Source organism: Pandoraea oxalativorans (assembly GCF_000972785.3).
Classification (GTDB): Bacteria; Pseudomonadota; Gammaproteobacteria; order Burkholderiales; family Burkholderiaceae; genus Pandoraea; species Pandoraea oxalativorans.
In genome coordinates, this window is record NZ_CP011253.3 from 4,675,189 (window position 1) to 4,702,011 (window position 26,823).

23 protein-coding genes are annotated in these 26,823 nt (G+C 65.3%); 10 read left to right on the top strand and 13 right to left on the bottom strand.

All coding sequences use genetic code 11. The features are described from left to right. Positions 1-220: 220 nt before the first annotated feature. The 4 genes from MB84_RS20585 to MB84_RS20600 are packed head-to-tail and all read right to left on the bottom strand — an operon-like array spanning position 221 to position 4,492. Positions 221-1,570 carry an MFS transporter gene (locus MB84_RS20585; RefSeq protein WP_052652622.1) on the bottom strand — a complete coding sequence of 450 codons (1,350 nt, stop codon included), beginning with the start codon at positions 1,568-1,570 and terminating at the stop codon, positions 221-223. Continuing rightward, a complete protein-coding gene (locus MB84_RS20590; RefSeq protein WP_046289702.1) occupies positions 1,567-2,766 on the bottom strand; it encodes an amidohydrolase family protein in 1,200 nt (399 codons plus the stop codon). The genes MB84_RS20585 and MB84_RS20590 overlap by 4 nt, the downstream gene beginning before the upstream one ends. Beyond that, positions 2,763-4,247 carry a sodium:solute symporter family protein gene (locus MB84_RS20595; protein WP_046289703.1) on the bottom strand — a complete coding sequence of 495 codons (1,485 nt, stop codon included), beginning with the start codon at positions 4,245-4,247 and terminating at the stop codon, positions 2,763-2,765. Before MB84_RS20595 ends, MB84_RS20590 begins: the two co-directional genes overlap by 4 nt. Then, the gene (locus MB84_RS20600) at positions 4,244-4,492 is read right to left on the bottom strand and encodes a DUF3311 domain-containing protein (protein ID WP_046289704.1); all 249 of its coding nucleotides are present in this window, start codon (positions 4,490-4,492) and stop codon (positions 4,244-4,246) included. The genes MB84_RS20595 and MB84_RS20600 overlap by 4 nt, the downstream gene beginning before the upstream one ends. 383 nt (positions 4,493-4,875) lie before the next feature. Between MB84_RS20600 and MB84_RS20605 the strand changes: the two genes are divergently transcribed. The 4 genes from MB84_RS20605 to MB84_RS20620 all read left to right on the top strand — a co-directional run bounded on the left by MB84_RS20605 (position 4,876) and on the right by MB84_RS20620 (position 11,256). Beyond that, positions 4,876-5,688, top strand: a complete 813-nt coding sequence (locus tag MB84_RS20605) for a GntR family transcriptional regulator (protein WP_245725423.1) — start codon at positions 4,876-4,878, stop codon at positions 5,686-5,688. 211 nt (positions 5,689-5,899) lie between these two features. After that, positions 5,900-7,201 (top strand): UDP-N-acetylglucosamine 1-carboxyvinyltransferase, encoded by a 1,302-nt coding sequence (locus MB84_RS20610; RefSeq protein ID WP_046289705.1) that lies wholly within the window; start codon positions 5,900-5,902, stop codon positions 7,199-7,201. 447 nt (positions 7,202-7,648) lie between these two features. Beyond that, entirely contained in the window at positions 7,649-8,437 is a 789-nt protein-coding gene (locus tag MB84_RS20615; RefSeq protein WP_245725582.1) for a response regulator transcription factor, read from the top strand. Beyond that, complete coding sequence (locus MB84_RS20620; RefSeq protein ID WP_052652624.1) at positions 8,434-11,256, top strand: hybrid sensor histidine kinase/response regulator; 2,823 nt, start codon at positions 8,434-8,436, stop codon at positions 11,254-11,256. Before MB84_RS20615 ends, MB84_RS20620 begins: the two co-directional genes overlap by 4 nt. A gap of 131 nt (positions 11,257-11,387) precedes the next feature. Here the strand turns inward: MB84_RS20620 and MB84_RS20625 are convergent, their stop codons facing one another. The 3 genes from MB84_RS20625 to MB84_RS20635 form a co-directional block, all read right to left on the bottom strand. After that, positions 11,388-12,734 (bottom strand): MFS transporter, encoded by a 1,347-nt coding sequence (locus tag MB84_RS20625; protein ID WP_084009903.1) that lies wholly within the window; start codon positions 12,732-12,734, stop codon positions 11,388-11,390. A gap of 93 nt (positions 12,735-12,827) precedes the next feature. Further along, entirely contained in the window at positions 12,828-13,481 is a 654-nt protein-coding gene (locus MB84_RS20630) for a DUF4286 family protein (RefSeq protein ID WP_046289706.1), read from the bottom strand. A gap of 226 nt (positions 13,482-13,707) precedes the next feature. Further along, positions 13,708-14,661 carry a LysR family transcriptional regulator gene (locus MB84_RS20635; protein WP_046289707.1) on the bottom strand — a complete coding sequence of 318 codons (954 nt, stop codon included), beginning with the start codon at positions 14,659-14,661 and terminating at the stop codon, positions 13,708-13,710. A gap of 347 nt (positions 14,662-15,008) precedes the next feature. Between MB84_RS20635 and MB84_RS30025 the strand changes: the two genes are divergently transcribed. The 4 genes from MB84_RS30025 to MB84_RS20650 all read left to right on the top strand — a co-directional run bounded on the left by MB84_RS30025 (position 15,009) and on the right by MB84_RS20650 (position 17,983). Further along, positions 15,009-15,221: a hypothetical protein gene (locus MB84_RS30025; RefSeq protein ID WP_039392977.1), complete on the top strand. Its 213-nt coding sequence runs from the start codon at positions 15,009-15,011 to the stop codon at positions 15,219-15,221. 55 nt (positions 15,222-15,276) lie between these two features. After that, positions 15,277-15,645 (top strand): hypothetical protein, encoded by a 369-nt coding sequence (locus tag MB84_RS20640; RefSeq protein WP_052652626.1) that lies wholly within the window; start codon positions 15,277-15,279, stop codon positions 15,643-15,645. A gap of 121 nt (positions 15,646-15,766) precedes the next feature. Further along, positions 15,767-17,068 (top strand): O-antigen ligase family protein, encoded by a 1,302-nt coding sequence (locus MB84_RS20645; protein WP_052652628.1) that lies wholly within the window; start codon positions 15,767-15,769, stop codon positions 17,066-17,068. Positions 17,069-17,080: 12 nt separating this feature from the next. After that, entirely contained in the window at positions 17,081-17,983 is a 903-nt protein-coding gene (locus MB84_RS20650) for a glycosyltransferase family 2 protein (protein ID WP_046289708.1), read from the top strand. Positions 17,984-18,020: 37 nt separating this feature from the next. Here the strand turns inward: MB84_RS20650 and MB84_RS30030 are convergent, their stop codons facing one another. After that, positions 18,021-18,191, bottom strand: coding sequence for a hypothetical protein (locus MB84_RS30030; protein WP_157122800.1), 171 nt, complete (start codon positions 18,189-18,191; stop codon positions 18,021-18,023). 123 nt (positions 18,192-18,314) lie between these two features. Further along, positions 18,315-19,367: a YeiH family protein gene (locus MB84_RS20655; protein ID WP_084010072.1), complete on the bottom strand. Its 1,053-nt coding sequence runs from the start codon at positions 19,365-19,367 to the stop codon at positions 18,315-18,317. Positions 19,368-19,588: 221 nt separating this feature from the next. On the opposite strand from MB84_RS20655, the gene MB84_RS20660 reads away from it, so the two are divergent. Beyond that, positions 19,589-20,287, top strand: a complete 699-nt coding sequence (locus MB84_RS20660) for a 2-hydroxychromene-2-carboxylate isomerase (RefSeq protein WP_046289709.1) — start codon at positions 19,589-19,591, stop codon at positions 20,285-20,287. 26 nt (positions 20,288-20,313) lie between these two features. Here the strand turns inward: MB84_RS20660 and MB84_RS20665 are convergent, their stop codons facing one another. From MB84_RS20665 to yfiR, 4 genes are all read right to left on the bottom strand, one after another. After that, positions 20,314-21,615, bottom strand: a complete 1,302-nt coding sequence (locus MB84_RS20665; RefSeq protein WP_084010073.1) for an SGNH/GDSL hydrolase family protein — start codon at positions 21,613-21,615, stop codon at positions 20,314-20,316. 135 nt (positions 21,616-21,750) lie between these two features. Next, positions 21,751-22,374: an outer membrane lipoprotein YfiB gene (gene yfiB, locus MB84_RS20670; protein WP_342672616.1), complete on the bottom strand. Its 624-nt coding sequence runs from the start codon at positions 22,372-22,374 to the stop codon at positions 21,751-21,753. A 77-nt stretch (positions 22,375-22,451) separates the two neighbouring features. After that, a complete protein-coding gene (gene dgcN, locus MB84_RS20675) occupies positions 22,452-23,684 on the bottom strand; it encodes a diguanylate cyclase DgcN/YfiN (protein ID WP_046293087.1) in 1,233 nt (410 codons plus the stop codon). Positions 23,685-23,866: 182 nt separating this feature from the next. Continuing rightward, positions 23,867-24,439, bottom strand: coding sequence for a regulatory sequestration protein YfiR (gene yfiR, locus MB84_RS20680; protein WP_245725424.1), 573 nt, complete (start codon positions 24,437-24,439; stop codon positions 23,867-23,869). 533 nt (positions 24,440-24,972) lie between these two features. On the opposite strand from yfiR, the gene MB84_RS20685 reads away from it, so the two are divergent. After that, a complete protein-coding gene (locus MB84_RS20685) occupies positions 24,973-26,694 on the top strand; it encodes a putative bifunctional diguanylate cyclase/phosphodiesterase (protein WP_046289711.1) in 1,722 nt (573 codons plus the stop codon). Positions 26,695-26,823 lie beyond the last annotated feature (129 nt).

Here is a 26,823-nt window from a genome sequence, read left to right on the forward strand (position 1 = left end):
CCGAGGGAACGGGTTAGGCCGGGAGCGACGGTCTCGCGACGAAGCTCCGCTGCGACATCACACGATGAGCCATCTTAGCGCGGATTGCGTGGGCGCTCGCATGATTTTTGCATCGCGCCGACCTGTCTCGCGTGCGCAACGCATGGGACGATGCCCGAACTCACCAATCGCTCATCAATCGCTCGTCGACGTCACCGCCAGAACGCTCCGGCACCGGGCGTCAGGCGCGTTGATGTCGCCCGGCATGGCCGTCGCGCGACAGGCCCAGCGCAGACGCGTAGCCCTGCGGATCGAAGCGCCACGTCAGTGCAATCAGCGCCACGTTGAGCACGATGAGACCGATCCAGGACGGCATGAAACTGCCGGTCATCGCCATCACCGCGCCAGACGCGAACGGTGCCACCGCGGCAATACAAAAGCCCACGCCCTGCATGAATGCCGCGAGCGCAGCCGCATGACGCGGGTGCGCATGGTGATCGAGGGCCAACACCAGTCCGAGCGAAAAGGTGCCGCCCAGTCCGAAACCGATGCCGCCGATCCACCACCACGGCGCAGCATCCGGTGCCACGACAAGACCGGCCAGACCGGCAAGCGTCGCGGCCAGCGCGAGCGTCAGCCACCGGCGGCGGTCGACATTGCGCCGCGCCAACCACGGCAACATCAGCGCCGCCACGACCTGACACGCCGTGAGTCCGGCGAGCAACGCGCCGCTTTGCGTCGCACTCATGCCGCGCTGCTGATAAAACGGCGGCAGCCACGCAACCATCGTCGTGTAAGTGCAGTTGATGAGACCGAAGTAGACGGCCAGCGTCCACGCACGATGCTTGCGCAACAGCTCGAGCATCGACGGCGGCTTGCCGGACCTTGCCGCCGTTGCCGCCGTTACCGCCATTACCGCCGCTGCCGACGCTGAAGCGTTTGAAGCCACCTGCTGCGATGCGGCGCGGCACGCCGCAAGCAGATCCTCGGCCGTGCCAGGCGTGCCGGTCATGCGCTCGGCCGGCGCGACAGGTCGGGCGACGGCATGCGTCTTCAGCGGCGCGCGCCACCACGCCAACGCCGCAACGCCGACGACTGCAAGCCACATGCCCAGCCCGACGCGCCAGTCGCCCGCCTCAGACGCCGCCCATGGACTTGCGGCCGCGCCAAGCCCGCCACCGCCCATGAGCGCAGCGGAGTACAGCCCCATCATCGACGTCATGCGCGCCGCGCTGTAGTTCGCCTTCACCACCCCCGGCAGCAACGCCTGAACGATGGCGATGCCGATGCCCGACGCCAGCGCCGTCGCAATCATCGTCACCGTATCGTCGGCGAAAAAACGCACGCCACAGGCCAGCGCAAGTGCCCCCAGCCCGAGCAACACACCGCGACGCTCACCGAAGCGACGCGTCAGCCCGCTTGCCGCGAATGCGCCCGCGCCCATCGCCAGCACCGGCAGCGACGTGAGCAGCGCCGCCACGGGATACGTCATCCCGGTTGCCTCGCGAATCTGCGGCAACAGGGGGCTGATGGAGGTGAGCGTGGGTCGCAGGGTCAGCCCGACGGCGACAATGGCCAGCCAAAGCGTCATACCGCCACGCCCTCGTTCACGACGACGTGGCCGTTCGCGACCACCCAGCGACGCGGTGCACGCGTCACGATGGCTTGCGCCGCGTTCAGGGCATCGACCAGCACGAGATCGGCGCGCGCGCCGACGTGCAGACCGTAGTCCTCGAACCAGCACGCGCGTGCGCCCTGATGCGTCACACAATCGAGCGCGATATCGAGTTCGTCGTCGCGACGCAGGTTGTAGCGCAGCCCGATCATCATGGCGCGCTCCAGCATGTCGGGCGAACCGTATGGCGTCCATGTGTCGCGAATGCCGTCGTTGCCCCCGGCCAGCGTCACCCCGGCACGGCGGCACGCCATGAGCGGCGGCACGATGCGCGACGGCGGCGCCGTCGTGACGAGCGCCACCCCGGCACCGGCCAGACGTGCGAGCAAGGCATCGGCGCGCGCAGCGTCGAGTTCGCCCAGACAGAAGGCGTGCGACACCACGACCTTGCCCTGCATGCCGAGCGCCGCAACGCGCTCAAGCATCAACTCGAACGAGAACACGCCCATCTCGCCCGGCTCGTGCAGGTGGATGTCCACAGGGCAGCCATGCTTGTCGGCGAGCGCGAACATGGCGTCGAGCGACGCCTTCGGGTCACGGTCGATGGCACACGGATCGAGCCAGCCGAGCACGTCGGCCCCGCGCGCAAGCGACGCATCGAGCAATTCAACCGTGCCCGCGCGATCGAGTACGCCCGATTGCGGGAACGCCACGATCTGCATGTCGAGCGTGTCCGCCAGCGTCTCGCGCGTGGCCAGCACGCCATCGAGATGACGCAGGCCCGCGTCGGTATCGATGTCGACGTGCGTGCGCAGCCGCGTGGTCCCTTGCGCGAGGAACGCGCGGCCGAGCGCCAGCGACGCCGCCCCCGCGTCGTGGCCGCTCGTGGCGCGCCACTGACGCTCGTTGTCGATGCGATCGATGAGGCGCGAGCCGCATTCGTTCACGTACCAGGGCATGCCCCATGTCGTCTTGTCGAGGTGCGTGTGCGCCTCGACCAGTCCGGGCATCAGCAAAGCGCCGCGCGCGTCGATCCTGCGGGGGGCGCCGTCAGCGCCGTCGGCCGATGCAGGCAGCGACGGCCCGATGGCCGCAATCTTGCCGCGCTCGACGCGCACATCCACCGATGTGCCGTCCAGCCCACGTGCGTTGCGAATTTCCAGTGTTGTCATACGTTCCTCAAAAGTCCTGCTTCGGCATCGCCATCGACATTGCGTGAGCGAGTCAGCATGCTCACCGTGACGAACGTCACCGCGTTCACCGCCAGCGCCACCAGCCCCATGTTGATCGACGCCACGGTATCCGACGCGCCGGGCAACATACGCAGCGTCACGTCGAACCCGACCGCCGCCAGCAACACGAGCGCGCCCGCGCCGATCCCTGCAAACGCGCCGTACTTGTTGCCGAACGGACGCGGCAGCAAGCTGGCCACGAACGACGGGAACAATTGGGTGAGCAGGCTCGATGCAAACAGCGCCAACGCCACGAACGTCGCGCCGCCACGCAACACGAAGAACACCGCCACCAAACCGAAGACCGGCAGCACGCGCTTGGCCAGCTTACCGACCACCGCTTCGCTCGCCTGCGGTGCGAAACCGTCGCGATAGATGTTCTTGGCAATCAGCGTCGACGCATTGAGCAGGATCATCGAACCGGGCACCAGCGCGGTCAACACCCCGACGCCGCCGATCACGCCGACGAACCACGGCGAGAACGTCTGTTTGACGATACGCAACAACGCCAGATCCGAGTCTGCACCGGTCAGCCCCGGCACTTGCAGAATCGCCGCGAAACCGACGAAGAACATGAACGCGATGACCATCTGATACAGCGGCATCAGGATCGTGTTCTTGCGCACGGCGCTCTCCGTCTTCGCCGCATACACCGACGTGAAGACGTACGGATACAGGTAGTAGCCGAGCGAAGTCAGCAGGATCGTCGAGTTATACCAGGACAGCGTCAGGCCGCTCGTGGGCATTTGCAGGAAGCCCGGACGCGCCGCCTCGATGCGGTCGAACATCTCGCCGAAACCGCCGAAGTAATGCAGCGGCAAATAGATGCCCAGGAAGATCGCAATCACGAGAATCAGGATGTCCTTGTAAATCGCGATGCTCGCCGAGCCGTGAATGCCCGACACGGTGATGTAGACCACCATCGCGATCGCGCCGCACCAGATCGCCACAGTCGGGGGGATCGTGCCGTACGACGCTTCGGACACGATGATGCCCAGGCCGCGCAGCTGAATGATGAGCAACGCGCTCATGCCCAACACGGCCACCAGCGACACCACAACGCCCAGCGCGCGCGACCGGTACGCCGTGGCGAAGAAGTCGGAGAACGACACGCACCTGTGCTTCGTCGCGTGACGCCACACCGCCGGCAACATCCAGTAGCCGAGCAGGTACGCGAGCGCCCCGTAGGCGAGGATGTAAAACGCGGGCGGTCCCTTGCTGTACGCCCACCCGCTTGCGCCCAGAAACGTGAACGTCGAAAACGCCTCGCCGGCCATCAGCAGGAACACGAGCAGCGTGCCGAAGCCACGACCGCCCACCGCCCATTGTTCGAGGCTCATCGTGCGCCCGCGACGTGCGCGTAGCCCCACGAAAAGCGCAAAGGCCAGAAACGCCGCGATGACGGCAAGCGCGGCGTTCATGATGCGGCTCCGTCGTGGTCGCGGCGTTCGCTCGCGACGTGCTGCGCCGTGCGTCGGGTCGCATCGCGCGAACCGTCGAAGCGGAACATCACGAGCATGACCACTGACGTGAGCAACAACCACACGATGTTCCACGTCATCAGAAAGGGCAGCCCGGCCAGCCGGGTACCCACGTGTTCGGCGAGCCAGCCGCCGCTGTAAAAGGCCGCGATGGGAAGCGCGGCCAGGCAATGGACGGGTTTCATAACGTCTCCAGACCCAAAGGGATTCATAAGGCGGCCGCTCGTTTGCAATCCCGGCGGCCTGATGCGTTCGGTGGCTTTGCCCATGTCGTCGACGTCGGGGGAGATGGGGAAGATGGCACGTCATGACGCTTTGCCATATCATCAACCAAACATCAACAAATAGTTAACCATTTTTGTTGACCATTATCGGTAACGATTTGCCGAAATGCAAGGTCGCGTCGCACGAAGGGGCCAAACCTAGGGTTTTCCGGAGAATGGGCATCGTGGGAAGGTGGATGTCGACGTGCGATGTCACGCCATATCGGACGCCCCGGGGCGGCAGGTACAATTCGCTCCACGCCCGCGCACTTTCATGCGAAGCACCAAATTTCAGGAGATCAGGCTTGAGCCGCACCGCAGCACCGCCCTCGTCCGCCGCGTCTGTCGACGTCCCTCGCGCTCAGGCCGCCCCTGTCACGGCCCCGGCAGCGGTCTACGTCGAGGAAGAAGGCGCGCCGGGCAGCGCAGGACAACAGATCGAGGCGCGCGTGTACGCGGCGATTTCGCAAGCATTGCTCTCGGGCAAACTCCGGCCGGGGATGCCGCTGCGCGAACGCAATCTGGCGCAGGCGCTCGATTGCACGCGCGGCGCAGTGCGCAAGGTGCTCGCGCGGCTCGGCTTCGAGGGCAAGCTGGTGCTCGAACCCAATCGCGGCGCATTCGTGCCGCAGCCCTCGCTCGACGACATCCGTCAGACCTACCGGGCGCGACGCGTGCTGGAAACCGGCGTGATCGCAAGCATCTGCGGGCGGTTGAGCGACGCCCAGCTCGCGGTGCTCGACGCCCACGTCGATACCGAAGCGCACTCGCACGCCGACGGCACGCATGAGCGCTCGATCCGCCTCGCGGGCGAGTTTCATCTGAAGTTGATCGGCATGGCCGACAGCGCGGAACTCGATGCCTTCGCGCAGCAGCTCGTCGCCAAGACGGAGTTGTACAAGGCGCTGTACGACCCGGCGGAATTCATGCATTGCGCGCCCACCGAACACGCGCAGCTCGTCGGCCAGTTGCGCGACGGCAAGACGCAGGCGGCCATTTCGCTCGCCACCGCGCACCTCGACGAACTCGAAGCGCGGGTGCTCACGCGGGCCGCTGCCGCCGAGACACCGGACTTCCGCGCGATCTTCGCCGAGGCGTTCGCGGGTGCGGCGTCCTGACCGGCATAAAACCAAGGCGTCCCCGACACCGACAACGTTCCCCGTCAAGGGACTCGGGACAGCGCGGCAATCCCACCACGCCTTTGGGGGTCGCGTGGCACACACGTGTGATTCAGGGGTATATTGCGCCTGATCCCGACGGGCCTGCGGCTCGTCTGCCAGTTTCGCCCCCCGCTCGAACGTACTAAGGCACCAAGCCCGAAGGAAGCCCATGTCCCATCTGGTAGTCCACGGCGGCCAGCCGCTACGCGGCCGCATCACGCCCTCCGCGAACAAGAATGCCGTTCTCCCGGTGCTGTGCGCCACGCTGCTGACCGATCAGCCCGTGCGCCTGATCGGGGTGCCCGAGATCACCGACGTTCGCAAGATTCTCGATATCTTTCGTCAGCTCGGCAGCGATGTGAGCGTCGATTTCGACGCCGGCATTCTCTACGTCCACCATCGGAATACGAAGTTCGATCCGCGCACCGACCATCTGCCCGAAGAGATGCGCTCGTCGATCATGCTGGTGCCGCCGCTGCTCGCGCGTTTCGGCGTCGCACGCATCGAGGACAACATCAAGGGCTGCACGCTCGGCGTGCGCGAGATCGATCCGCACATCGAAGTGCTGCGCCATTTTGGTGGACGCGTCGAGCGCACCGCCGGCTCGCTGCTGATTCATGCCGACGACGCCCGCCCCGCGATCCATCATTGGCTCGACTACGCTTCGGTGACGACCACCGAGAACTTCGTGCTGTGCGCCGCCACTGCGAAGGGTCGCTCGCAACTGAACAACGCAGCGTCCGAGCCGCACGTGCAGGAGTTCTGCCGCTTCATGCAGATGCTGGGCGTGCCCATCGAAGGCGTCGGTACGTCGCAGTTGGCGATTGAAGGCGTCGAGCGTTTCGGCGGCGGGGAATTCCGCTTCGCCGAGGACTTCCACGAAATCACCACGTTCCTCGCGCTCGGCGCGATTACCGGCGGTGAGATCACGGTCAAAAACACGGCGCCCGACCAGTTCCCGTTGATCGACCGCACGTTTGCGAAGTTCGGCATCAAGGTCGAGCACCGCGACGGCTGGTCGACGGCCACGGCGCAAGGCAAGCTCAAGGTGCAGACACCCTTCACGCAGAACATTCTGACGAAGGTAGAAGCGGCCCCGTGGCCGTACTTCCCGGTGGATCTGCTGCCGATCTTCATCGCCCTGGGCGTGAAGGCCGAAGGCAGCGCCATGTTCTGGAACAAGGTGTATGACGGCGCGATGGGCTGGTCGACGGAGCTGTCGAAGTTCGGCGCGCACGTGTTCCAGTCCGACCCGCACCGGCTGATCACGTTCGGCGGCGTGCCGCTGTCGCCCGCCATCGTGGAAAGCCCGTACATCATTCGCGTGGCGATTGCCTTGCTGATGGTGGCCGCGAGCATCGACGGTCAGTCGACCATCAAGAACGCACAGCCGATCCGCCGCGCTCACCCGCGCTTCGTAGAGAATCTGTGCTCGGTCGGCGCGAACGTGGTCTGGACGGCCCCGGAGTAAGCCTCCGAGACCTGCACCGGCCCCCCCCGGGGGGGCCGGGCTCGCCCTGCGACACACGCCGACGGCAGACGACCCCCCGATCACCTACACGCCGGTCGTCCGCCGCTGCGAACCCGACGGTTGACCTTACCTGAGCCGGTACGGCGCGCCATGACTTCACCTTTGCCCGACGGCATCTCTCGTTTGCCCGGCGGAAATTTATTTCCCGCGCGCCGATATTCGCCCCGTGTCCATGCGGCGCAACCAGACGAATGTGGAAGAATGGCGACCATCATGAGCGATCGTCACCTGCCCCCGCAGTCGTCTGCCACGCCAGCCACTTCCGCCACGCCGGCTGCTGTGGCGACGGCAGCGCCACGTCAGAGCGGCGCATGGCCTGCGTCGCCGCATGCCCGTCAGTTGTCGGGTGTGCGCGTGCTCGTCGTCGACGACAATCAGGAAGACCGCATGCTGCTGATGGACTTCCTCAGCCAGCAAGGCTGCCGGGTCTATATCGCACAAGACGGACGCGACGGGTACACCAAAGCCCGCACCGTGCAGCCCGACCTGATCCTCATGGACATCCGCATGCCCGTGTGCGACGGCCTCGGCGCGTGCCGCCTGCTCAAGGCCGACCCCGGCACCCGGCACATCCCGCTCATCTTTCTGACGGCCGCCGCCTTGCCCGGCGAGCGCGTCGCGGGCCTGTCGGCCGGCGCGGTCGATTACGTGACCAAACCGTACGATTTCGAAGAAGTCCGGCTGCGGCTGTCGATCCATCTGAAAACGACGCCGTCTGCGTCCGCCCATGGCGCAGCGCCGACGGCCACCGTCACCACTGCGACCGACACCGACAAGCACACGCCGCTGCCCGTGCAGGCCCACACGCTGGACGCGGTGCTGTTTCGCGCCACGCGTGCACTGCTGCTCGACGCGCTTGGCACGACGCCCGAACTGGCCGGTCTGGCGAGCGCGGTCGGCACCAACACACGCCGTCTCAATCTCGCGTTCCGCCGCTGTGTCGGCGTGACGGTGTTCGACTTCCTGCGTGAAGAACGCATGAAAGAGGCCCGACGTCTGCTCTCCGAGACGTCGCTCGACGTGCAGGACATTGCGAGCGCCGTGGGTTTCGCCAGCGCCGCCAACTTCGCCACCGCCTTTCGCGAGCGCTTCGGCATGCCGCCCAGCGGGTTCCGCGAACAGGGCGCCCAGACGTATCTCGCCCACGACGATCCGCAGTCGCCCACGAAATCATGAGCGCTGCGCCATCGGGTTTATCGGCGCATGACATGCGCCGGACCTTCACTGCATCGTCGACGCCCCCTGCACTCGCACTCGTTGCGCTCGTCGCCTTCCCAGCCTTCGCCGCATGCGTCGCATTCGTCGCGCTGGTCGCCATGCTGTGTCTGCCGCGCGTTGCGGTGGCGGCCACACCGACGGCCGCCGCACCCAATACAGCCCCGTCGTTCATCAATCTTTCCGAAGCCCCCTCGCCCCTCAAGCTCGACACGCAGTTACGCTTGCTCGAAGATCCCACGCACAGCCTCGACGCAACGCAGGCACTCGCCGCACCCGGCTGGCGTAACGTCGTGCCAAGCATGCTTAATGCGGGTTACAGCCGCTCAGCGTTCTGGCTGACGGGTAACGTCTCGAAGCCCAGCGGCGAACCCGTCACGCGCTGGCTGAGCGTGGGCATCGTGCGGCTGGAGGACGTTCGCTTCTACGCGATGCCGTTCGGTACGACCCAGCCCACCGATGCATGGCGCGCCGGCCACACCGTGCCACTCGACCAGCACCCTGTCGCGTCCGAAACGTCGGTCTTCCCCGTCACGCTCCTGCCGGGTGAACGACTCACGTTCCTCCTGCGCATCGAGACGCGCTCGTCGGTGAGCATCGTGCCGAAATTCTGGAAGCCGGACGACTTCCGTCAGTCCGAATCGCGCAATGCCATGATCGCCATGCTGCTTGCGGGCTCGATGCTCTCCATCGGGCTCTATGCCCTGGTGCTTGGCGTCGCCCGTCGCGACCCGGTATTTGTCCTGCTCGCGCTCACCACCGTCACTCAGGTGGCGCAAGACATGGCGTTCCAGGGCTTCCTGTATCGCTACTTCCTGCCGCAGGGGGGAGACTTCATCGTTCGCGCGCCGAGCTTCTTCTCGACGCTGACCGCAGGCGCGTTCACCGCAATGCTGATGATCTTCGCCTGCCTGGACCGTCTGACGCTGTGGCGCTGGTTATATCGCGCGATGATCGGCATCATGAGTGTCATGGCGCTGTGGGTGCTGTTCGGCGACCACCGAGTGGCAGCACTCACGCATTTGCGGCTAATCACCGTATTCAACGTCATCTGGGTCGTCTCGCTGGTCGATGGCTGGCGGCGCGGGTACAGCAACGCACGCCTGAGCCTGCTCTCGTTTTCGCCGGGCTGTTTCGTCCTGTTCTGGCGGCTGGCGATCATCTACGGCCTGCTGCCGGAGGATTGGCTCGCCGACACGGCGATGGCGTGGAGCACCAACATCTCCGCGCTGCTGATGCTGACCCTCATCGTAGCCGGACGCTCGCGCGAACTCGTGCGCGAGCAACGCGCCGCGCAGCGCGAGGTGCTGCAAACGCGCCGCGAAGAACAGGTGCGGCTGGCCAACGCCGTCGACACCCGCACGCGCGAGTTGCAAGCCGCGCTCATCGCTGCCGACGAAGCCAACAGCGCAAAGAGCGACTTCCTCGCGCGCATCAGCCACGATCTGCGCACGCCGCTCACGTCGATCATCGGGTTTGCCGATCTGGTGCAGTCGGGTGGACGCGAAGACGCCGACCGGGGCCGCATCATCCGTCGCAGCGCGCATCACATGCTCGCGATGGTCAACGACCTGATCGAATACGCGGGCGGCGGCGCGGCCGACGCCCTGCACGTCGCCCCCGTCTACACGCACGCGTTCGTCGACGGGATGGCGCACGAAGGCATGAGCCTCGCGCGCAAGCACGACAATGCCTTCCTGCTCGACGTGCGTGCGCCGCTGCCGCCGCTGCTCGCCTTCGACGCCAAGCGGGTGCGTCAGGTGCTCGGCAATCTGCTCGATAACGCGGCGAAGTACACCTCCGACGGCACGATCACGTTGTCGTTGTCCGCCGCCCCCGATGCAACCCGCGCGGACATCGTGCATGTGAGCTTCGGCGTGGAGGACTCCGGCTGCGGCATCGCAAGGGAGGACCTGCCGCGTGTGTTCGAACCGTTCGCCCGGCTCGACCGCGCGCGGCGCCTGCCCGGGGTGGGGCTGGGACTCGCCATCGTCAGGCAATGGGTCGAGCGCATGGACGGCACGATCGTGATCGACAGCCAGCCCGACGTCGGCACGAAGGTGACATTTACGCTACCGCTGCGCGTGGCGCGCGAAGCGGATCTCGTGCCGCAATCGTTCGCAGGGCCCACGCACGCCTTACCGCCGCTCGACGGCACGGGGTATCACATCTGGCTTGCCGAAGACTCCCCCGAAATCCGTCAATTCCTGCATGACGAACTGGCTAGCCTGGGCTTCACCGTGAGCACCTTCGGCGACGGCCTGGCGCTCATCGCCGCGCTGGGCAATGCCAAAGCGCCGCAACCGGACCTCGTGCTGACGGACCACATGATGCCCAATGCCGACGGGCTGGCGGTGGCACGCGCCACACGCCGCCACTGGCCCGATGTGCCGGTGCTGGCCGTCTGCGCGTCGCCGCAGGTGGTCGCGGGCGCTGGCAGCGAAGGGGAAGGCAGCGAGCGCGGCTACGACGCGTGTCTGCTCAAGCCCGTCGAACTGGCGGATCTGCGCAACACGCTGGCGCGTCTGCTCGACCTGCAGCGTGTCGAGGCACCCACCGGCGAAGTGGAACAGGCGCACGCCTTGGTGCGTCCGCCGCGCGAGCGGCTGGCGGAAGCCCGTCAGTTGATCGCACTGGGGGCGATTACCGATCTGATGGACTGGTCGCGCGATCTCGGCACACAGGCCCCGCAGTACGACGTCTTCGCCCGTCACGTCCATCAACTCGCACAGCGTGGCGATCTCGCCAGTCTCACCGAGTTGTGCGCGCCGACGCAGTGACGCAGTCACGCAGCGCGTTGCCGATAACGACGCCGCATGAAGACGCCCCAAACGACAACGGCACGCCCGAGAGCGTGCCGTCGTTTATCTACCGTCGTTTATCCGGCGCGGTTTATCTGACGTCGGTTACCTCAGTCACGTAGCGGCTTGTGAGCCGTCTCCTTCGCCGCGAACAACGCGATGGCCGTGATCGCGAGCGCCGCCGTCACGTACAGCGACACCGACAGCGTCGTGCCGTATTCCTTGTAGAGCGTCACGATGATCAGCGGCGCGAAGCCACCGCCCAGAATGCCCGCCAGCGTGTAGGCCAGCGACGACCCGGCATAGCGCACGCGCGTCGGGAACTGCTCTGTGACGAAGGCCGCCTGCGGGCCGTACATGATCGCGTGGATCACGAGACCGATGACCACGGACAGCACGATCGGCGCCGGGCTCGACGTGTCGAGCAACACGAAGAAGCCATAGGCCCAGATTACCGCGCACAGCACGCCAAAGCCATACACCGGGCGGCGGCCCAGCTTGTCGGAAAGCGCACCGAACAGCGGCACCGTCAACGCATTGAATGCGGTGCCGACGAGCACCGCCGTGAGCGCCAGCGGACGCGACAGGTGCAGCGTGCCGGTCACATACGTCAGCGTGAAGACGACCATCAGGGCGTAGAGTACGTCTGAGCCGATACGCGACCCACCCGCGACCAGCAGGTTGCGCCAGTGCTTGCGGAAGACGTCCGCAATCGGCATTTCCGCCTGACGGTCCGAATGCTGCATCTCTTCGAACATCGGTGTCTCTTCCACCCCGCGACGCACCCAAAGACCGAACGCCACGAGCACGAGGCTCAGCAGGAACGGCACGCGCCAGCCCCAGGCCAGGAACTCGTCCGGCGAGATCGACAGCGTGATGAGCGCGATCAGACCGGTCGCGAGCAACGTGCCGAACGACGGCCCGACCTGCGTCCACGACGCGTTCAGCCCACGCTTGCGCTGATCGCCATGCTCGACCGAGAGCAGCACCGCACCCGCCCATTCGCCGCCCAGCGCCACTCCCTGCACGAAACGCAATGCGACGAGCAGCACCGGGCTCCAGATGCCGATCGAGGCATAGGTCGGCAGCAAGCCCATCAGGCCCGTGGTCAGGCCCATCACGACGAGCGTGAGCACCAGCACGGCGCGTCGCCCGATCTTGTCGCCGAGGTTGCCGAACACGAAGCCCCCCAGCGGGCGCGAGACGTAGCCGACGGCGTACGTCGACAACGCGAGAATGGTGCCCGCGAGCGGGTCCATCGACGGGAAGAACAGATGGTTGAAAACGAGCGCGGCAAGCGTGTTGTAGACCGTGAAGTCGTACCACTCAAGCGTGGTGCCGACCATGCTGGCCGTGGCCAGCCGCCCCTTGTTCGCGCCCTGTTTAGCGGGCGCGGCGGCGGCCCCTGATGCGGTGCCGGTGTCCCGGGTGTTCCGGGTGTTGGAATACGTTGTCATGGATGTCTCCGGGGGGCGCAGGCTCAGCCGGGTAGGCCGACGCCATGAGAGGGGAGCAAAGAGAAGAGAACGAAGAAAACGAAGGGCGCGACGTCAGTCGTCGCTCGCACCGAGACGCCACAGCATGGCGAAGCAGGTCACGTCGGTTGCGGGCAGGCCATAACTCGCCGCCAGCGTTTCGGCGGCGATACGGACGGCGTCCGGATCGGTGCCTTCGATGAGCACGACGGCGTCGGCCGGCGGCTGCGCGGCGTCCTTCGCCGTGAGCGAAACGGAGAGCGTGGGCACGGTGACCTGGAGCGTGGCGCGCACGATGCCATCGCCCTGCGCGATTTCGGTCAGTTGGGCGTCGAGGCGCGGGCGCGCCTGCGTCACGGCCGCTTCCGTCAACACGAACGCAGCGAGCATGCCGCCCTGACCTTCACCCGCTTCCACATCGAGCGTGCCGACGCGGCGTTGCGTGCCCTGCATGCGCGCGAAGTTGCGCAGCGACCATTCCGTCTGATGATTGAAAGCCTGCGCATACGGCTCGCTGGTGAACACGGCTGCGTTCTGCGTGCAGTACAGCGCGAGGTACGGACGTGCGCTGTCATGCAGCGCCTTGAAGCGACGCGCGAACTGGAAGCCAGGAATCGCGACGCGCTCCTGCATGTGTTCGCGGTCGTACCAGCGATTGAAATCGGTTTCGAAGGCCGGATCGATATTCGTCCAGATACAGAGTTGGGCGCGCGGGGTATTCACAGTCATGAGGCATCCATCGGTGTCGACAATCGGGGGCCGGCCGGCGTGCGCCGCTAAGCATCAGCACGCATGAGGCCGACCGTCCATTTGAGTGTGCAAAACGATGGAGGGAGCGTCCAACAAGAAATCAAATTCGCGGCAACAGCAAATTCTTATGACCGACCCCAAACGCTTGCCAGGCGGGCCTTCGCGCGCCTTTGCGCCGCATTAGGCCGCGTTGTGCCCGGGTGGCTCAGGCGTCGGTCGCGCCCCATGTCGGGGCGGTCATGGCGGCGGCGGGGGGAATCGCGATATCCGGCCCCATGTTCAGGGCGAACTCGCTGGCCGTGCGCTGCGCCAGACGCGCGACGTTCTCGGCGAGCAGCGCGCCCGTGCGAAACGAGCCGACCAGCGGCAGATTGGGAAAATTGGCGTTCACGCGCAGCAGATGCAGGCTGTGCTCGCCTAGTTCGCGTTGAATGATGGCGGGCGGCAGCATCGCCACCCCGAACCCGTCGGCCACCAGCCGGATGATCGCCGCGACCGACGTCATGCAGTTCACCCGCACCGGCCGTTCGGCGGCGACCGAGAACATGCGCTCCAGCGTCTTGTGCGGCCCCGAATTGCGCGAGAAGCTCACCAACGGATACGCGGCCAGTTCGGCCACGTCGAGCGTTTCGCCCTCCAGATTGAGCTTGGGACTCGCGACCCAGCGCATCGGGAATTCGGCCAGCGGCAGGTTTTCCACGCCCGCACCGTGTTGCATGTCCGTCTGCAATACGAGATCGAGCGTGCCCGCCTCGAGCTGCTTGCACAGATTGATGGTCGTCTCGCTCGTGACCTCGATTTCGAGTTGCGGATATTCGCGGTGAATACGTGCCGCCAGATCCGGAAACCAGCTGTGCACGATGGATTCGACGACGCCGATTTTGAGCACGCCCGGCGGCATGTCCGGATCGGTCAGCTCCCGCTTCATCTCCTGCCCCAGCATGACGATGCGCTCGGCATACGCCAACGCTTTCTGACCTGCGGCAGTGAGCGTGACCTCGCGCGCGCTCCGGTCGAACAGACGCACGCCAAAGCTCTGCTCCAGCGACGCGATCCGGCTCGATACGCCCGCCTGCGTCGTGTGCAGACGTTCGGCCGTCAGCCGGAAATTGCGCAGCTTGGCGAGCCAGACGAAGGTTTCCAGAAAACGCAGATTCATGCGGCACAGGCACGTAGACGTAACGACTTGCCTACGCAAATATCGTGGGTAAATGCCCATTTTAGCGGGAACACAAACGACGTCGACCTACGTATTAAACGTATGAAACGCAACTCACGTTCGGCATCCCTCGTCCACTGCGGGCTGAGTCACGCTGGCCACTGTTACGGCAGCGCGTTCCTGGCGTGTTTCGTTTCCGTAACGTTTTTTGATATCGGCGTGTGACGCGCTCGCCTACACTCCTTACAAATCAAGCAGTTAATGGCATCAAGAGCATTGGCACGGGATTTGCTGAGTCTGTTGCAACGGCCCGTCGAGGCCGGAGGGCCAAATCTCTGGAGACTGTCATGTCAAGCGCCCACTTCCGCCGACCGCATCCGACAGTGGAACTCGCCCGGTGCGTGTTCCGGCAGCATTACATCCGCATCATGCAGGCCGAACATCCCGGCAGCTATGCGGTGCTGGTCGACATCTGGCCGATGGATGGCCGAACGTATTCGAGCATCGATCAGGCCAAGCACGCGGCCATGCTGTTTATCCGCAATATGGAAAACGACTGAGTCCACGTAGGTGATTCCGCGCCAGTGCTCCTGGCGCGGCCAACGAGACGAGACCATGAAACATCACCACACCCGTCACAGCGCCGCCGAGCGGCACGCCCTGGCTGCCATGCCGTCCTCGGCCCATTCGTCCTCGTCCGCACGTGCACGCGAGCCGGTCGTTCTCGATCCGGCCGACGACCCTTACGCCCGCGTTGCCGTCGAAGCGTACGCCGAGGCCTGCGCACAGGACCAGCCCTGGCTGGCCGAAGCGCTGCAACGGCAGTATCAACTGGCAGGCGGCACACCGTCGAGCGCCGCAGCGATCTGGCGCACCTTTCACGAGGCGCAACAACTGGCACGCGACGGTGAGAACTACGACGAAGCGGCCTGGACGCACGTGGCCTTGCATTTGTGCGGCGTTCTGGGCGCGATGAACCTGTAAATGTGCAATTTGAGCAGATCGATGTGTTGAACGTTGCGTGGCGTTGACGGAAACCGTGGCGCTGCGGGCATTTCTGGCATACTTCGTGCCTAGTAAATTCCCGCAGTCTGCCTGGTAACCAATGAGTAAGTCCGCCGCGCCGGCACCGATGACCCGTCGGCACCTTTTTGCCAATATTTTCGGCACGCTGATCATGCTGTTCCCAGCCGTATCCCTGGTCGTCCCCCGCGGCGGGAATACGGCGATGTTCCTGACGGTGGCCCTCGGCGCCATCGTCCTTTTCACTGGCCGTGAACGGGGTGAAATCTACAGGCTCGTCCGCGAACGGCCCCACGTCCGTCTGCTGCTTATTTCGCTGGTGCTGCCGTTTTTCGCGATTCTGCTCGTCGAAATTCTGCATGGCCGGATTGTCGCGAACACACTCGACTCCCCGCTGCGCTTCCTGCTGGCGACCTTCGTGTTCTTCGGGCTGCGCCGGATCGTCGACGTCATGCCGAAGTGGACCGATCTATCGTTCGCCACCGGCGCGTTCGCTGCAGCCTTCATGGCCTTGTATTCGACTGCGGATATTCTCGCCGCCCGCGCCGAAAGCTCCTTCCTGAATCCGATCCACTTCGGCGACATCGCCGTCCTGCTGGGTACGCTGTCCGTCGTGTCGATTCACTGGCTGTCACGCGATAGGGCATGGACCGTCGCGTTCAAGCTGCTAGGCGCTGCTGCCGGGTGCTACGCGTCGTGGGCCAGCCAGTCCCGCGGGGGCTGGATCGTGCTGCCCATTCTGCTGGTCGTCTGGCTGCTGTGGCGCAATCAGCAGCTGAGCGCCGCACGGCGCGGCGCGATCGGCGTCGTCGTCGCCGTGCTGCTGGCCGCCACGTTCAGCTCCCATGTCGTGCGCGAACGCTTCGAAATGATCCGGTCGGATCTGATCAATCTCTCCGCAGGCAACCCCAACACCTCGACCGGCATCCGAGTCGAATTGTGGAAGGTCGCAGGCAAACTCATCGGTAAGCACCCGTTGCTCGGCCTCGGCGCGCATGGATATCGCGATGCAATGCCCGCCATGGCGGCATCCGGTGAGTTGACGCCGCTGGCCGCCGACCTTGGCAAGGGCGAGGTGCACAATCAGATCCTCGCCTATTTCGTCGATTACGGATTGCTTGGCCTGCTGTGCATTCTCGGCGTCTATGTTGGCCCGGCCATCTTCTTCGTGCGCTCGGCGCAATTGGAACACAACCACATCAAGAATCGTGCGGCGTTGATGGGATTGATGACGGCTGTCGCCTTCGCCGTCTTCGGACTGACCGTGGAGACCTTCAACCTCAAGGTGACGGTCGCCTTTTATGCAACGATGCTGGCTCTGTTTGCCGCGTTCGCCTATCCTGTCGGCTCCTCAGACGACAAATCGCCCGTTGCAGAGCGATAGCGCTGTTCCCTCATGCTAAGCATCCTGATCCCCACCTGGAACAACCTGCCGTTCCTCAAGCTGTGTATCGATAGCGTTCGCCGACACTCCGGCGAGGCGCACGAGATTCTCGTGCACGTCAACGACGGCAGCGACGGCACGCTCGAATGGGTGCGTGCGCAGGGCTTGCGTCACACGCACAGCAGCGGCAACGTGGGCGTTTGCCTCGCGCTCAATCAGCTCGCGCCGCTCGCGTCGCACGATCAGTTGCTGTTCCTGAACGACGACATGTTCGTCACACCCGGCTGGGACACCGCGCTCATCGATGCCGCTCGCGCGCTCCAGGCACTCGGTACGCCGATCTATTACCTCTCGTCGGTCATGGTCGAGCCCAATGCCGGGGTCAGCAAGCAGGTTGTTTCGAAGGATTTCGGCACCACACCGGAGACGTTCGACGAAGCCGGGATGCTCGCGTTCGCCGCCTCGCTGGGACGCAGTGACGTGAATGGCGTGCCGACGCAGCCCACGCTCGTGAGCCGCGCGCTATGGCACCTGGTGGGTGGCTACAGCATCGAGTTCGGCCCCGGCATGAGCAGCGACGACGACTTCCTGATGAAGCTCTGGCTGGTGGGCTGCCGGACGTTCCGTATCGTCGGCAAGAGCGTGGTCTATCACTTCGGTTGCCGCTCGACCGGACGCGTGGTGAAGAATCGCGGCAGTCGCGAATTCCTGATGAAGTGGGGGATGACGCAGGCCGAGTTCAAGCGCGACTATCTCGATCTCGCGGGCACACCCGCAGGCGCGGCACTGCCGAACGTACCGACGCCCAGCGGCAAGAGCCGCATCAAACGCGCGCTGCACGGCGGCAAGCCCTACCCGCTCGAAGACCTCGCGCGCTGGGACGCCGATGTCCCGCAACATCTGAAGCTGGACTAAGGCGTCCGGCCTCGCGAAAGCACCGTTAAACCGTGAATCAGTGCCGAGGGTGACGGATGCGCGCCCACGCGTGCTCGAGACGCTTCACCGCTGGACTGTCCGGGTGACGTGTCCACCAGACACCCATCTCCCACACCATGCCCGCAAGCACGGCGATCACCACGAGTGCGCCGACGGTGTACCAGATCTCGCCGAATGAGCTTGACATAACGGCCTCCCGAAAATGCAATCACGGACGACCGGCGGCCGTCCGTGATTGCATTCTAGGCGACGAAACCCGGCTTGCCCGCCGGGTCTGCCCTAGGGTCGGGGCGTCATCCTTCCCTCGCCCTCAGAGTTGCCCCATCGTCAGTTGCACGACGAGGCTGCTCACCGACACCGCCACCCAGACACCCAGTCCGAGCAGGATCGGACGCGCGCCGGTCGAGGCCATGCGGCGCAGATTCGACGACAGGCCGATAGCGGTGAGCGCCACGACGATCAGGAATTCGGCAGCGTCGTGAATCCACGGTTGCAGCGCCGCAGGCACGAGGCCTGCCGTGCGGATGCCCGAGGCGATCAGAAAGCCGAGAATGAACCACGGGAAGATGCGGGCGAGGCTGAAGTTACCGGCACCGGCGCGCTTGGCGCGATAAGCCACGATAGCGGCCAGCGTCAGACAGATCGGGATGATCAGCGTGGCACGGGTCAGCTTGACGATCGTGGCGTAGTCGCCAGCCTCCTTGCTATAGCTGTAACCGGCCGCCACCACCGACGACGTGTCGTTGATCGCCGTGCCAGCCCACATGCCGAAGCCCAGATCCGAGAGATGCAGCGCGTGACCGAGCACCGGGAACAGCAGCACGGCGGCGATATTGAACAGGAAGATGGTCGAGATCGCGAACGCCGTTTCGTGATCGTCCGGCTTCACGATGGGTGTGACGGCGGCAATCGCCGAACCGCCGCAAATGGCCGTGCCCACGCCGATAAGCAGCTTGAGCTTGTCGGGCACGCCCAGCACTCGGCCCAGCCCCCAGGCCGACAGACCGGCTGCGGTGATCGTCACAGCAGTCACGGCGAGCGATTCGAGCCCCGTATGCGCCACCTGCGACAGGGAGAGACCGAAGCCGAGCGCGATGATCGACCACTGAAGCACGTACTTCGCTGCGAACTTGATGCCGGACTCGTAACGCGCGCCCGGGGCGAAGATATTGCGCACGAAAATGCCAAGCAGAATACCGAACACCGGACCGCCAACGAGCGGCATCTGACGCCCCAGCAACAACGCCACGAACGCAATCGCCGTGCAGAGAACGAGGCCCGCCCAGGGATTGTGCCGATCCGGCACCAGCGTGTCGTGACGGCTGGCCGAAGCGGACGTTGCAGCGTGGGTTTTTGTTGTCATGTCGGGCACTCCTTGCGAATGAGTGCCAGTCTAAAAACTCCGCCACAATAATGAAAATCGTTATATCGGATACAAAACATCCAAATTTCCGATGAATCTTCTGAGCGATGATAAGCCGCTGATTCCATGAGGGTTTTAGCGTCGTACGCGCGCTCCCGCTACACTGTCCGGAGCGTCAAGTCGGACGCACCGAGAAAAATTTCTACAGGAGACCGCACCCCATGTCGCAGACTGCCGACACCCCCGCCCCTCATGCGCCTCATGCCCCTCACGCCCCTCGCGCCCGTCACGCCCAGTGGTATTTCGACTTCGCTTCCCCGTTCGCGTACCTGCAATTCGAGCGCTTCGATACGCTGCCGCGCACGCTCGACATCGAACTCAAACCCATCGTGCTGGGCGCCATCCTCGTGCACTTACAGACGCAGGGACCGGCCGAAACGCCGCACAAGCGCATCTTTACCTATCGCATGGCGCAGTTTCGCGCCGAGCAGGACGGCATTGCGTACCGGATGCCGCCGGTGCACCCGTTCCATCCGGTTCGCGTGTTGCGTCTGGCAGTGGCGTTGGGGGCGACGCACGATGTCGTGCGCACGATCTTCCGCTTCATCTGGGCGCAGGGGCGCGACGTGACCGACCCGCAGGGCTGGGCCGATCTGAGCGAGCGTCTGGGCCTGTCGGCCGACGACGCGCTTGCGCGTGCGGAATCGCCCGAGGTCAAAGCGGCGCTTCGCGAGAACACCGAAGGGGCGATTGCCGCCGGGGTGTTCGGCGTGCCGACGTTTGCTTATGACGGATCGTTGTATTGGGGGGACGATGCGACGGCGATGTTCCGCCACTGCCTCGCGCATCCGGAATGGCTGCAGTCGCCGGACGTCAGCCGACTGCAACAGGTGAGGGTCGGTGTGAAACGCGAGCGTTGATCGCGACGGTAGTGCGCTGACAGACGTCAGCGCGCAGCGCCGGACGATTGCGTCTTCGCACCGCTACCAAGAATCAGCGGCAGCGACACGGCGTCCGCCATCGCGGCGTAACCGGCGTCGCTCGGATGCGTGCCGTCGCCGCTATCGAGACGCGGCAGCATACGTGTCGGTTGCGACGGATCGCGCAATGCCGCGTCGAAATCGATCACACCATCGAAAGCGCCGCTGGTACGTACCCATTGATTGACGGCCTCACGCACGGCTTCGCGCTCGGGCGGCAGTTTGCCCGGCGGTATCGTGGTGCCGAGGATGCGCACATTACGGGCGTGCGCCGCCGCAATCAGCGACTGATAGCCCGCGATCATCTCGGGCGCGCTCACGATCACATGCGGCACGTCGCAATCGAGCCCGCCGTGCGGCGGCATGTAACCGAAATTGATGTCGTTGATACCGATCTGCACGACGACCGTCGTCACGCCGGGTTGCTCCAGCGCATCGCGACGAAAGCGCGTCACCAGTCGCTCGCCGTAGCAGGCCGAGTCGTGCAGCAGACGATTGCCGCTGATGCCAAGATTGAGCACGGCGATATCGCGTCGCCCGGCGGCTTCCAGACGACGCGCCAACGCATCCGGCCAGCGACGATTGGCGTTCAGCGTGCTGCGCATGCCGTCCGTGATCGAATCGCCAATGGCGACGACGGCGTGCGACGGCGCATCCGGCACGACGCTCAATCCGGCCAACCACAACGTATTCGTGAACCGCGCGGGGAACGACGCCGCCTGCGCGTTATCGACGAAGTCCCCCGCGCCGCTCAGAAAGGCAGTTTGCTGCGCGATCTTGTGCCACGTGGTGGGTGTCCTGGATGCTGGTGTGAAGAGACTGATGGCCAGCGGCGTTCCGGCGCGCACGGTGAACGGCAACGGGTCGCTTTCGAGCGATGCGCCCGGCGCAATGCGCGCCGACGCTTGCCCGCCGAACGTCAGACCTCGCACCGTGCCCGCGTCGATGGCCGCACCGCGTGTGGACACGGCAAGGCTTGCGCGTTCGATGATCAGAGGTTGTGTGCCGTAGGCGTTCGAGAACCGCACGCGGACATCGTTGCCGGACAGCGTCGGATAAACGATCTGGCGAACGGTGCGCCCGCCTGCGGCCGGTGCCCGGTTGAACGAAGGCGCAGCCGGATGCTGCGCGACGGCTTGCGGCGCCGTCGCCCAAGCCCCGACGCGTGCGTTCGGCGCATTCGATGCACTCTGCGCAAATGCCGTCGCGCACACACCGGCGAGAGTGGTCGCGAACACGGTCAGCGCGACGCGTATGGCGCGTTGCATTCGGGGCGAGCCCTCGGCAGCGGGAAACCGGTCGTTCGTAAACGTAGACAACGTCGGGAGCATGAAAACAGCGTAGGCCAACATGGGGGATTCAGGCAGCAACCGCCATTGTGCCTGATTGCGGCCGTTGGCAAGTCAGCGCGTCGAGATCACGATGGCGACGCGCCGGTTCTGCGCACGTCCTGCCAGGGTGCTGTTATCGGCGACCGGATTACGCTTGCCCGCCCCGATCGTCTGGATGCCTGCGCGCCTGACGCCCGCCTCGGCCAGCACACCGGCCACGGCGTCGGCACGGCGCGCCGAAAGCTGCTCGTTGTATGTGTCGCTGCCGACCGAGTCGGTGTAACCGTAGACGCGAACGGCGTCGAGTCCGACCTTCACCAGCGTGTGCCCGATGCGTGTGACCGTCTCGCGCGCAGGGTCGCGCACCACGAACTTGTCGGTGTCGAAGAGCACCGTATCCGACAGCCCGAACTCCCAGCCTTCGTCCGTCTGCGTGAAGCCCTCCGACTTGAGCGCTGCGATCTGCTCAGGCGTCAGGCCGTGCACCGGCGTGGTCTGGCAACCGGCGAGCGCACCGAAGCCAAGCAGCACCAACAGCCCGAGCGCGCGACGCAGGCGCGTCCGGTATTGCGAGAAAGTGCGGTTCAGCGCGGCGGCGAAGTGGCCACCAAAGTCGCCACGACGGGCGGATGAATGTTGTGAGCTGCCCGTGCCGACGGCGTCGGCAGTATTAGCAGCGATAGCAGCGAAGTCCAAAGCCAATCCCCATTGCGGTGTGAAATCCGGTCGTCATTTATCTTTATGTTTTTACAGCTTAGGTCCTGCTTGCCGCCTTAACCCTTGGGGCTTTCCGCGACATGCCAGGTGCCGTCACCGGCACGCTTGGCCTGATACATCGCCGAATCCGCCGCGCGCAGCAGCGCGACCGCGTCATCGGCGTGTGTCGGGTACAACGCCACGCCGATACTCATCGACGTGACCAGTTCGCTGCCGTCAGGCAGTGCAATAGGCCGTTCCATCGAGGCGAGCAGATTCTGGGCGAGACGCACGGCGTTGGACGTCTGCCGCACGCCGGGCAGCATCACCGCGAACTCGTCGCCGCCCAGACGTGCCACCAGATCGCCCTCCCGCAGCGGCTGGCGCAGACGCTCGGCAATCGCGACGAGCACTGCGTCGCCGGCGTCGTGGCCGAGCTGATCGTTGATGTCTTTGAAGCGGTTGCTGTCGAGGTACAACAGCGCGACGTGTGTGCCCGACGCCCGCGCCTCGTCGAGCGCCTGCACCAGTCGCGACTCGAAATACGCGCGATTCGGCAAGCCGGTCAGCGGGTCGTGATTCGCCTGATGGGCGAGCGTCGCATTCTGCGCGCGCAAATGGTTCTGCCAGCCTTCGAACTCATCGAGCAGCGCGTTGAAGTCGTCGCCCAGCTCCTTGAGTTCGGCAATTGGCGTGGCAGCCACGCGCTGATGGAACGCCCGCTCGCGACGCACCGCATGCGCCACTTCCGCCAGCGCACGCAACGGTTTGACGATATCGCGATGCATCCGCTTGGCGAGCACGTTCGCAACGCCGAACGTGATGGCCAGACACGCGAGCACGCCACCGATCCCGCTCATGAGAAACACGAAGAACTGATTGCCCTGTCCCTGGACTTCGATCGTGCCGACGACCTTGTCTTCGTGACGGATCGGCAACGTGACCGGACCGGGCATGGCGATGTCGGCGACGGTTCGCTCGATACGCGCCAGCGTGCCGCCGTCGGGACGCCGCCACATCGCAAACTGCGCGCGGCGCGCATCGAGCACACGCACCTGAACCACGTCTTCGTCTTTGGCGATGAGCGCAATCGCTTCCTGCGCCGCGACCTTGTCGCCAAACACGACCGCCGCTTCGGCGGTATAGGCCAGCGAGCGCCCGATCAGCAGCAGATTATTCTCTGCGTAGGCGCGCAACGCGATCCACGCGACGCCAGAGAGCAAAAGCGCGGCGAGGACCACGGCGGAGACCGCGAGACGCAGATGCGTGCGTCGCAGCACGCGCTGCAAGGAAGGCCGTCGCGGGCGCACGGGTGACGTGGCGCGCGGCGTCGACGTTGCGGTGGCGGTACCCGGCGACGGCTCAGGCGTCGGCGTCGATTCATGCGCCGCTGCGCCGGTCGCCGCGTCCGTCGCGGCCTGCGGTGACAGCAGTCCGGCCACGGGTATCCCCGGTCCGGACGGCGGTGGATGGGCTGGGGGGAATTGGGTTGTCATGGCGTTGCCGGCTTTCGCGCCAGCTTCAGCACGTTCGGGTGGACACGCACGCCGCTGCGCGCGACGGTGTCGAGGTTGATATCGAAGGTCACCCGGTCGGCATCGACGTTCAGGCAGAACATCGTGCCGATGGTGCACGAATCGTTGCGTTCGCTGATCGTGAGCACGGGATGACCGGCGAGGTTGGCCAGCACCTGGCGACGCTCGGTGTCGCTCGTCGCGCCGAGGTACAACACGTCGCACAACGAACCGATGGCCGGCTCCAGAGGCGCGATGCGCTGCGCTTGCACCGGTGGCGCGCTGCCTGACGGCTGCGCCGCCAGCAGGTCGCGCGCGTAGTCGGTGTTGCCCGCCACGCACAGACGCACTTTCGCGGGCGGCGTCGGCCAGCGGGTGAAACTGATGATGCCGAGAACGACCTGGCGAACGTTGGCGTCGCGCACGCCGACGGAAGTGGCGCCGGCGTTGCCTGCCGTGCTTGCAGTGCTTGCGGCCGACGACTGCGCCGCTGCCTGCCCTGCCATTCCCACCAGCCCCACCAGTCCGGACACGAGAACGCTCAGGCACATCAGGCACCGCCGCAACGGACACAGCCACGAGCGCGCGCGCACAGACCGGCCTGCGCCGCATGCCTGCCGCAAGCCCCGTGTCACCCCGGTCGTCTTTGTCCGGACGCTATGCAACGTCGCCTTCCCTCAGTACCCAAATGTTCGCGGTCGTCCGCTTGCTCGTCGAAGTGCACTGTCGGCACCACCGCGAGATCGACGCCATTTCGGTGTCGTCCCGGCGCAAACAGGTCGCATGATACCGAACGGCTTCCCGCGAAGCCATACGGACCGGGTGCGGCAACGCACTTCTACAACGATGACGCCAGCCCACAGCATGCGCGCGCCGCGGCCTTTTCGGACCCCCTTCCGACCCCGCGTTTTCCCTTGCACGAGGACGCTTGCATCGTGGCAGAATGACGCTCATAACCAATTGAAAAACAAGAGGAATCGGGCGACCGGATCGCTCGATTTTCGAGATAAAAAATCGCGACGCCAGGGAGGTGTTGCATGACTTTCCTGAATCCCGGCCGGAACGCCTTTCCGGAGGTACGGACGTGAACGATCCTGTACCTCGTCCGGTGCCCGACGTCCAGGGCGAACTCAGCCGTGCCGCGCTCGACAGCGCGCCGTATGCGATGTTCGTCTGTACCGACGACGGCATGCTCGAACGCATGAACGCGGCGTTCACGCGCCTGACCGGCTATACGCCCGACGACCTGCTGGGCAAACGCAGCTTCCTCTCCCTGCTCGATCCCTCGGAACTGGCACGCCGCCGCCTGCCGGCGCTGGCCAGTCTGTCGGCGCATGAAGCCGTGCCGTATGACGACGAGTGGCACCTGCTCACGCACGTCCGTAGCTGGCTGCCGATCCGTCTCGCGCTCTCCTGCGTCGAACACGCACCGGGCGAGCGTCGCTGGGTCGGCATCGCGCTCGATCTGTCGCAGCAAGTGCAGGTGGCGTCGCGGCTCTGGTATGTCACACATCACGACCCGGTCACGAGCCTGCCCAATCAGACCCTGCTCGACGAACGTCTTGAACTGGCGATCCATCGCTGCGCGGTTCAGCAGGTCGGGCTTACGGTGATGCTGATCGAACTCGATCACCTGCGCAAACTGCGCAGCACCTTCGGTCCGCCCGCCGCCGAGCTGGCGCTGCGCATCGCGGCCGAGCGGCTGCGCGAGGCCAGCGGTCCGGAAGACGCCCTCGCCTGTCTGGGCGGCAGCCAGTTCGTGATCGTCACCAATGAAACCGGAGACGGCGCGCGCCTGCTCGCCGCACGTATTCAGGCGCGACTAGCACAGTGGGTGGACGTCGATCAGAACTCCGTCGCGCTCGATGCGAGCATCGGCGCGGTCAGCTATCCGGATCACGGCAATACCCCCGAGACACTGCTGCGGCGCGCCCACGTGGCGCTTGGCATCGCCAGCGCCGCCGGCGGCGGATTGCGCTTTTTCAGCAGCGAGATGGATTCGCAGGCGCGACGCCGCAACGAACTGGAAACGCTGCTGCGCGTGGCCGTGCACGAGGCGTCGCATTCGCAACTGCACCTCGTCTATCAACCACAGGTCACGCTTTCGACGGGCGAGATCCGCAGCGCGGAGACACTGCTGCGCTGGCGTCATCCGTCTCTCGGCGCGGTCGGCCCGGCGGAATTCGTGCCGATTGCCGAGACGTCCGGGCTGATTTTGCCGCTGGGCGAGTGGGTGATGCAGACCGCCTGCCGGGAGGCGAGCCGGTTGCTGCGACGCTGCGGCCAGTTGCCGCGCATCTCCGTGAACGTCTCCGCGCAGCAGTTCGCGCGGCAGGACGTCGTCGGCATGATCGAGCGGGCGCTCAACGCCCATGCGCTGGAGCCGCGCCATCTGGAAATAGAGATCACCGAGACGGTCTTGCTGGGCGACTCCAGCGCCGCCGTCGGCTGTCTGCGCTCGCTGCACGACATGGGCGTGGAGATTGCCGTGGACGACTTCGGCACGGGTTACGCGAGTCTTGCCTATCTCACGCGTTTTCCGGTGCATCGCCTGAAGATCGATCAGAGCTTCGTGCGCGACATGCTCACGCACGCACCGAGCCATGCCATCGTGAGCGCCGTCGTCGCCATGGCGCATTCGCTGGGCCTGCGTGTGACGGCCGAAGGCGTCGAGACACAGGGGCAGGCGCAGCGGCTCACCGAACTCGGCTGCGACGAGGCGCAAGGCTACTGGTTCGCTCGGCCAGTCGACGCACAGGGCTTCTATCACATGGTGGCACCGCTGGGCAGCGGTGCGCGGCGTTAAGCGTCGTTAGGCGTCGTTAGGCGTCGTTAGGCGTCGTTAGGCAGGGCTGAGCGGGGCGGAGCGGCGTTGAGCGAATCATGTATCCAGCAACGACTTTTTTGTCGACATGGCGTGTCAAGACTCGCGCGC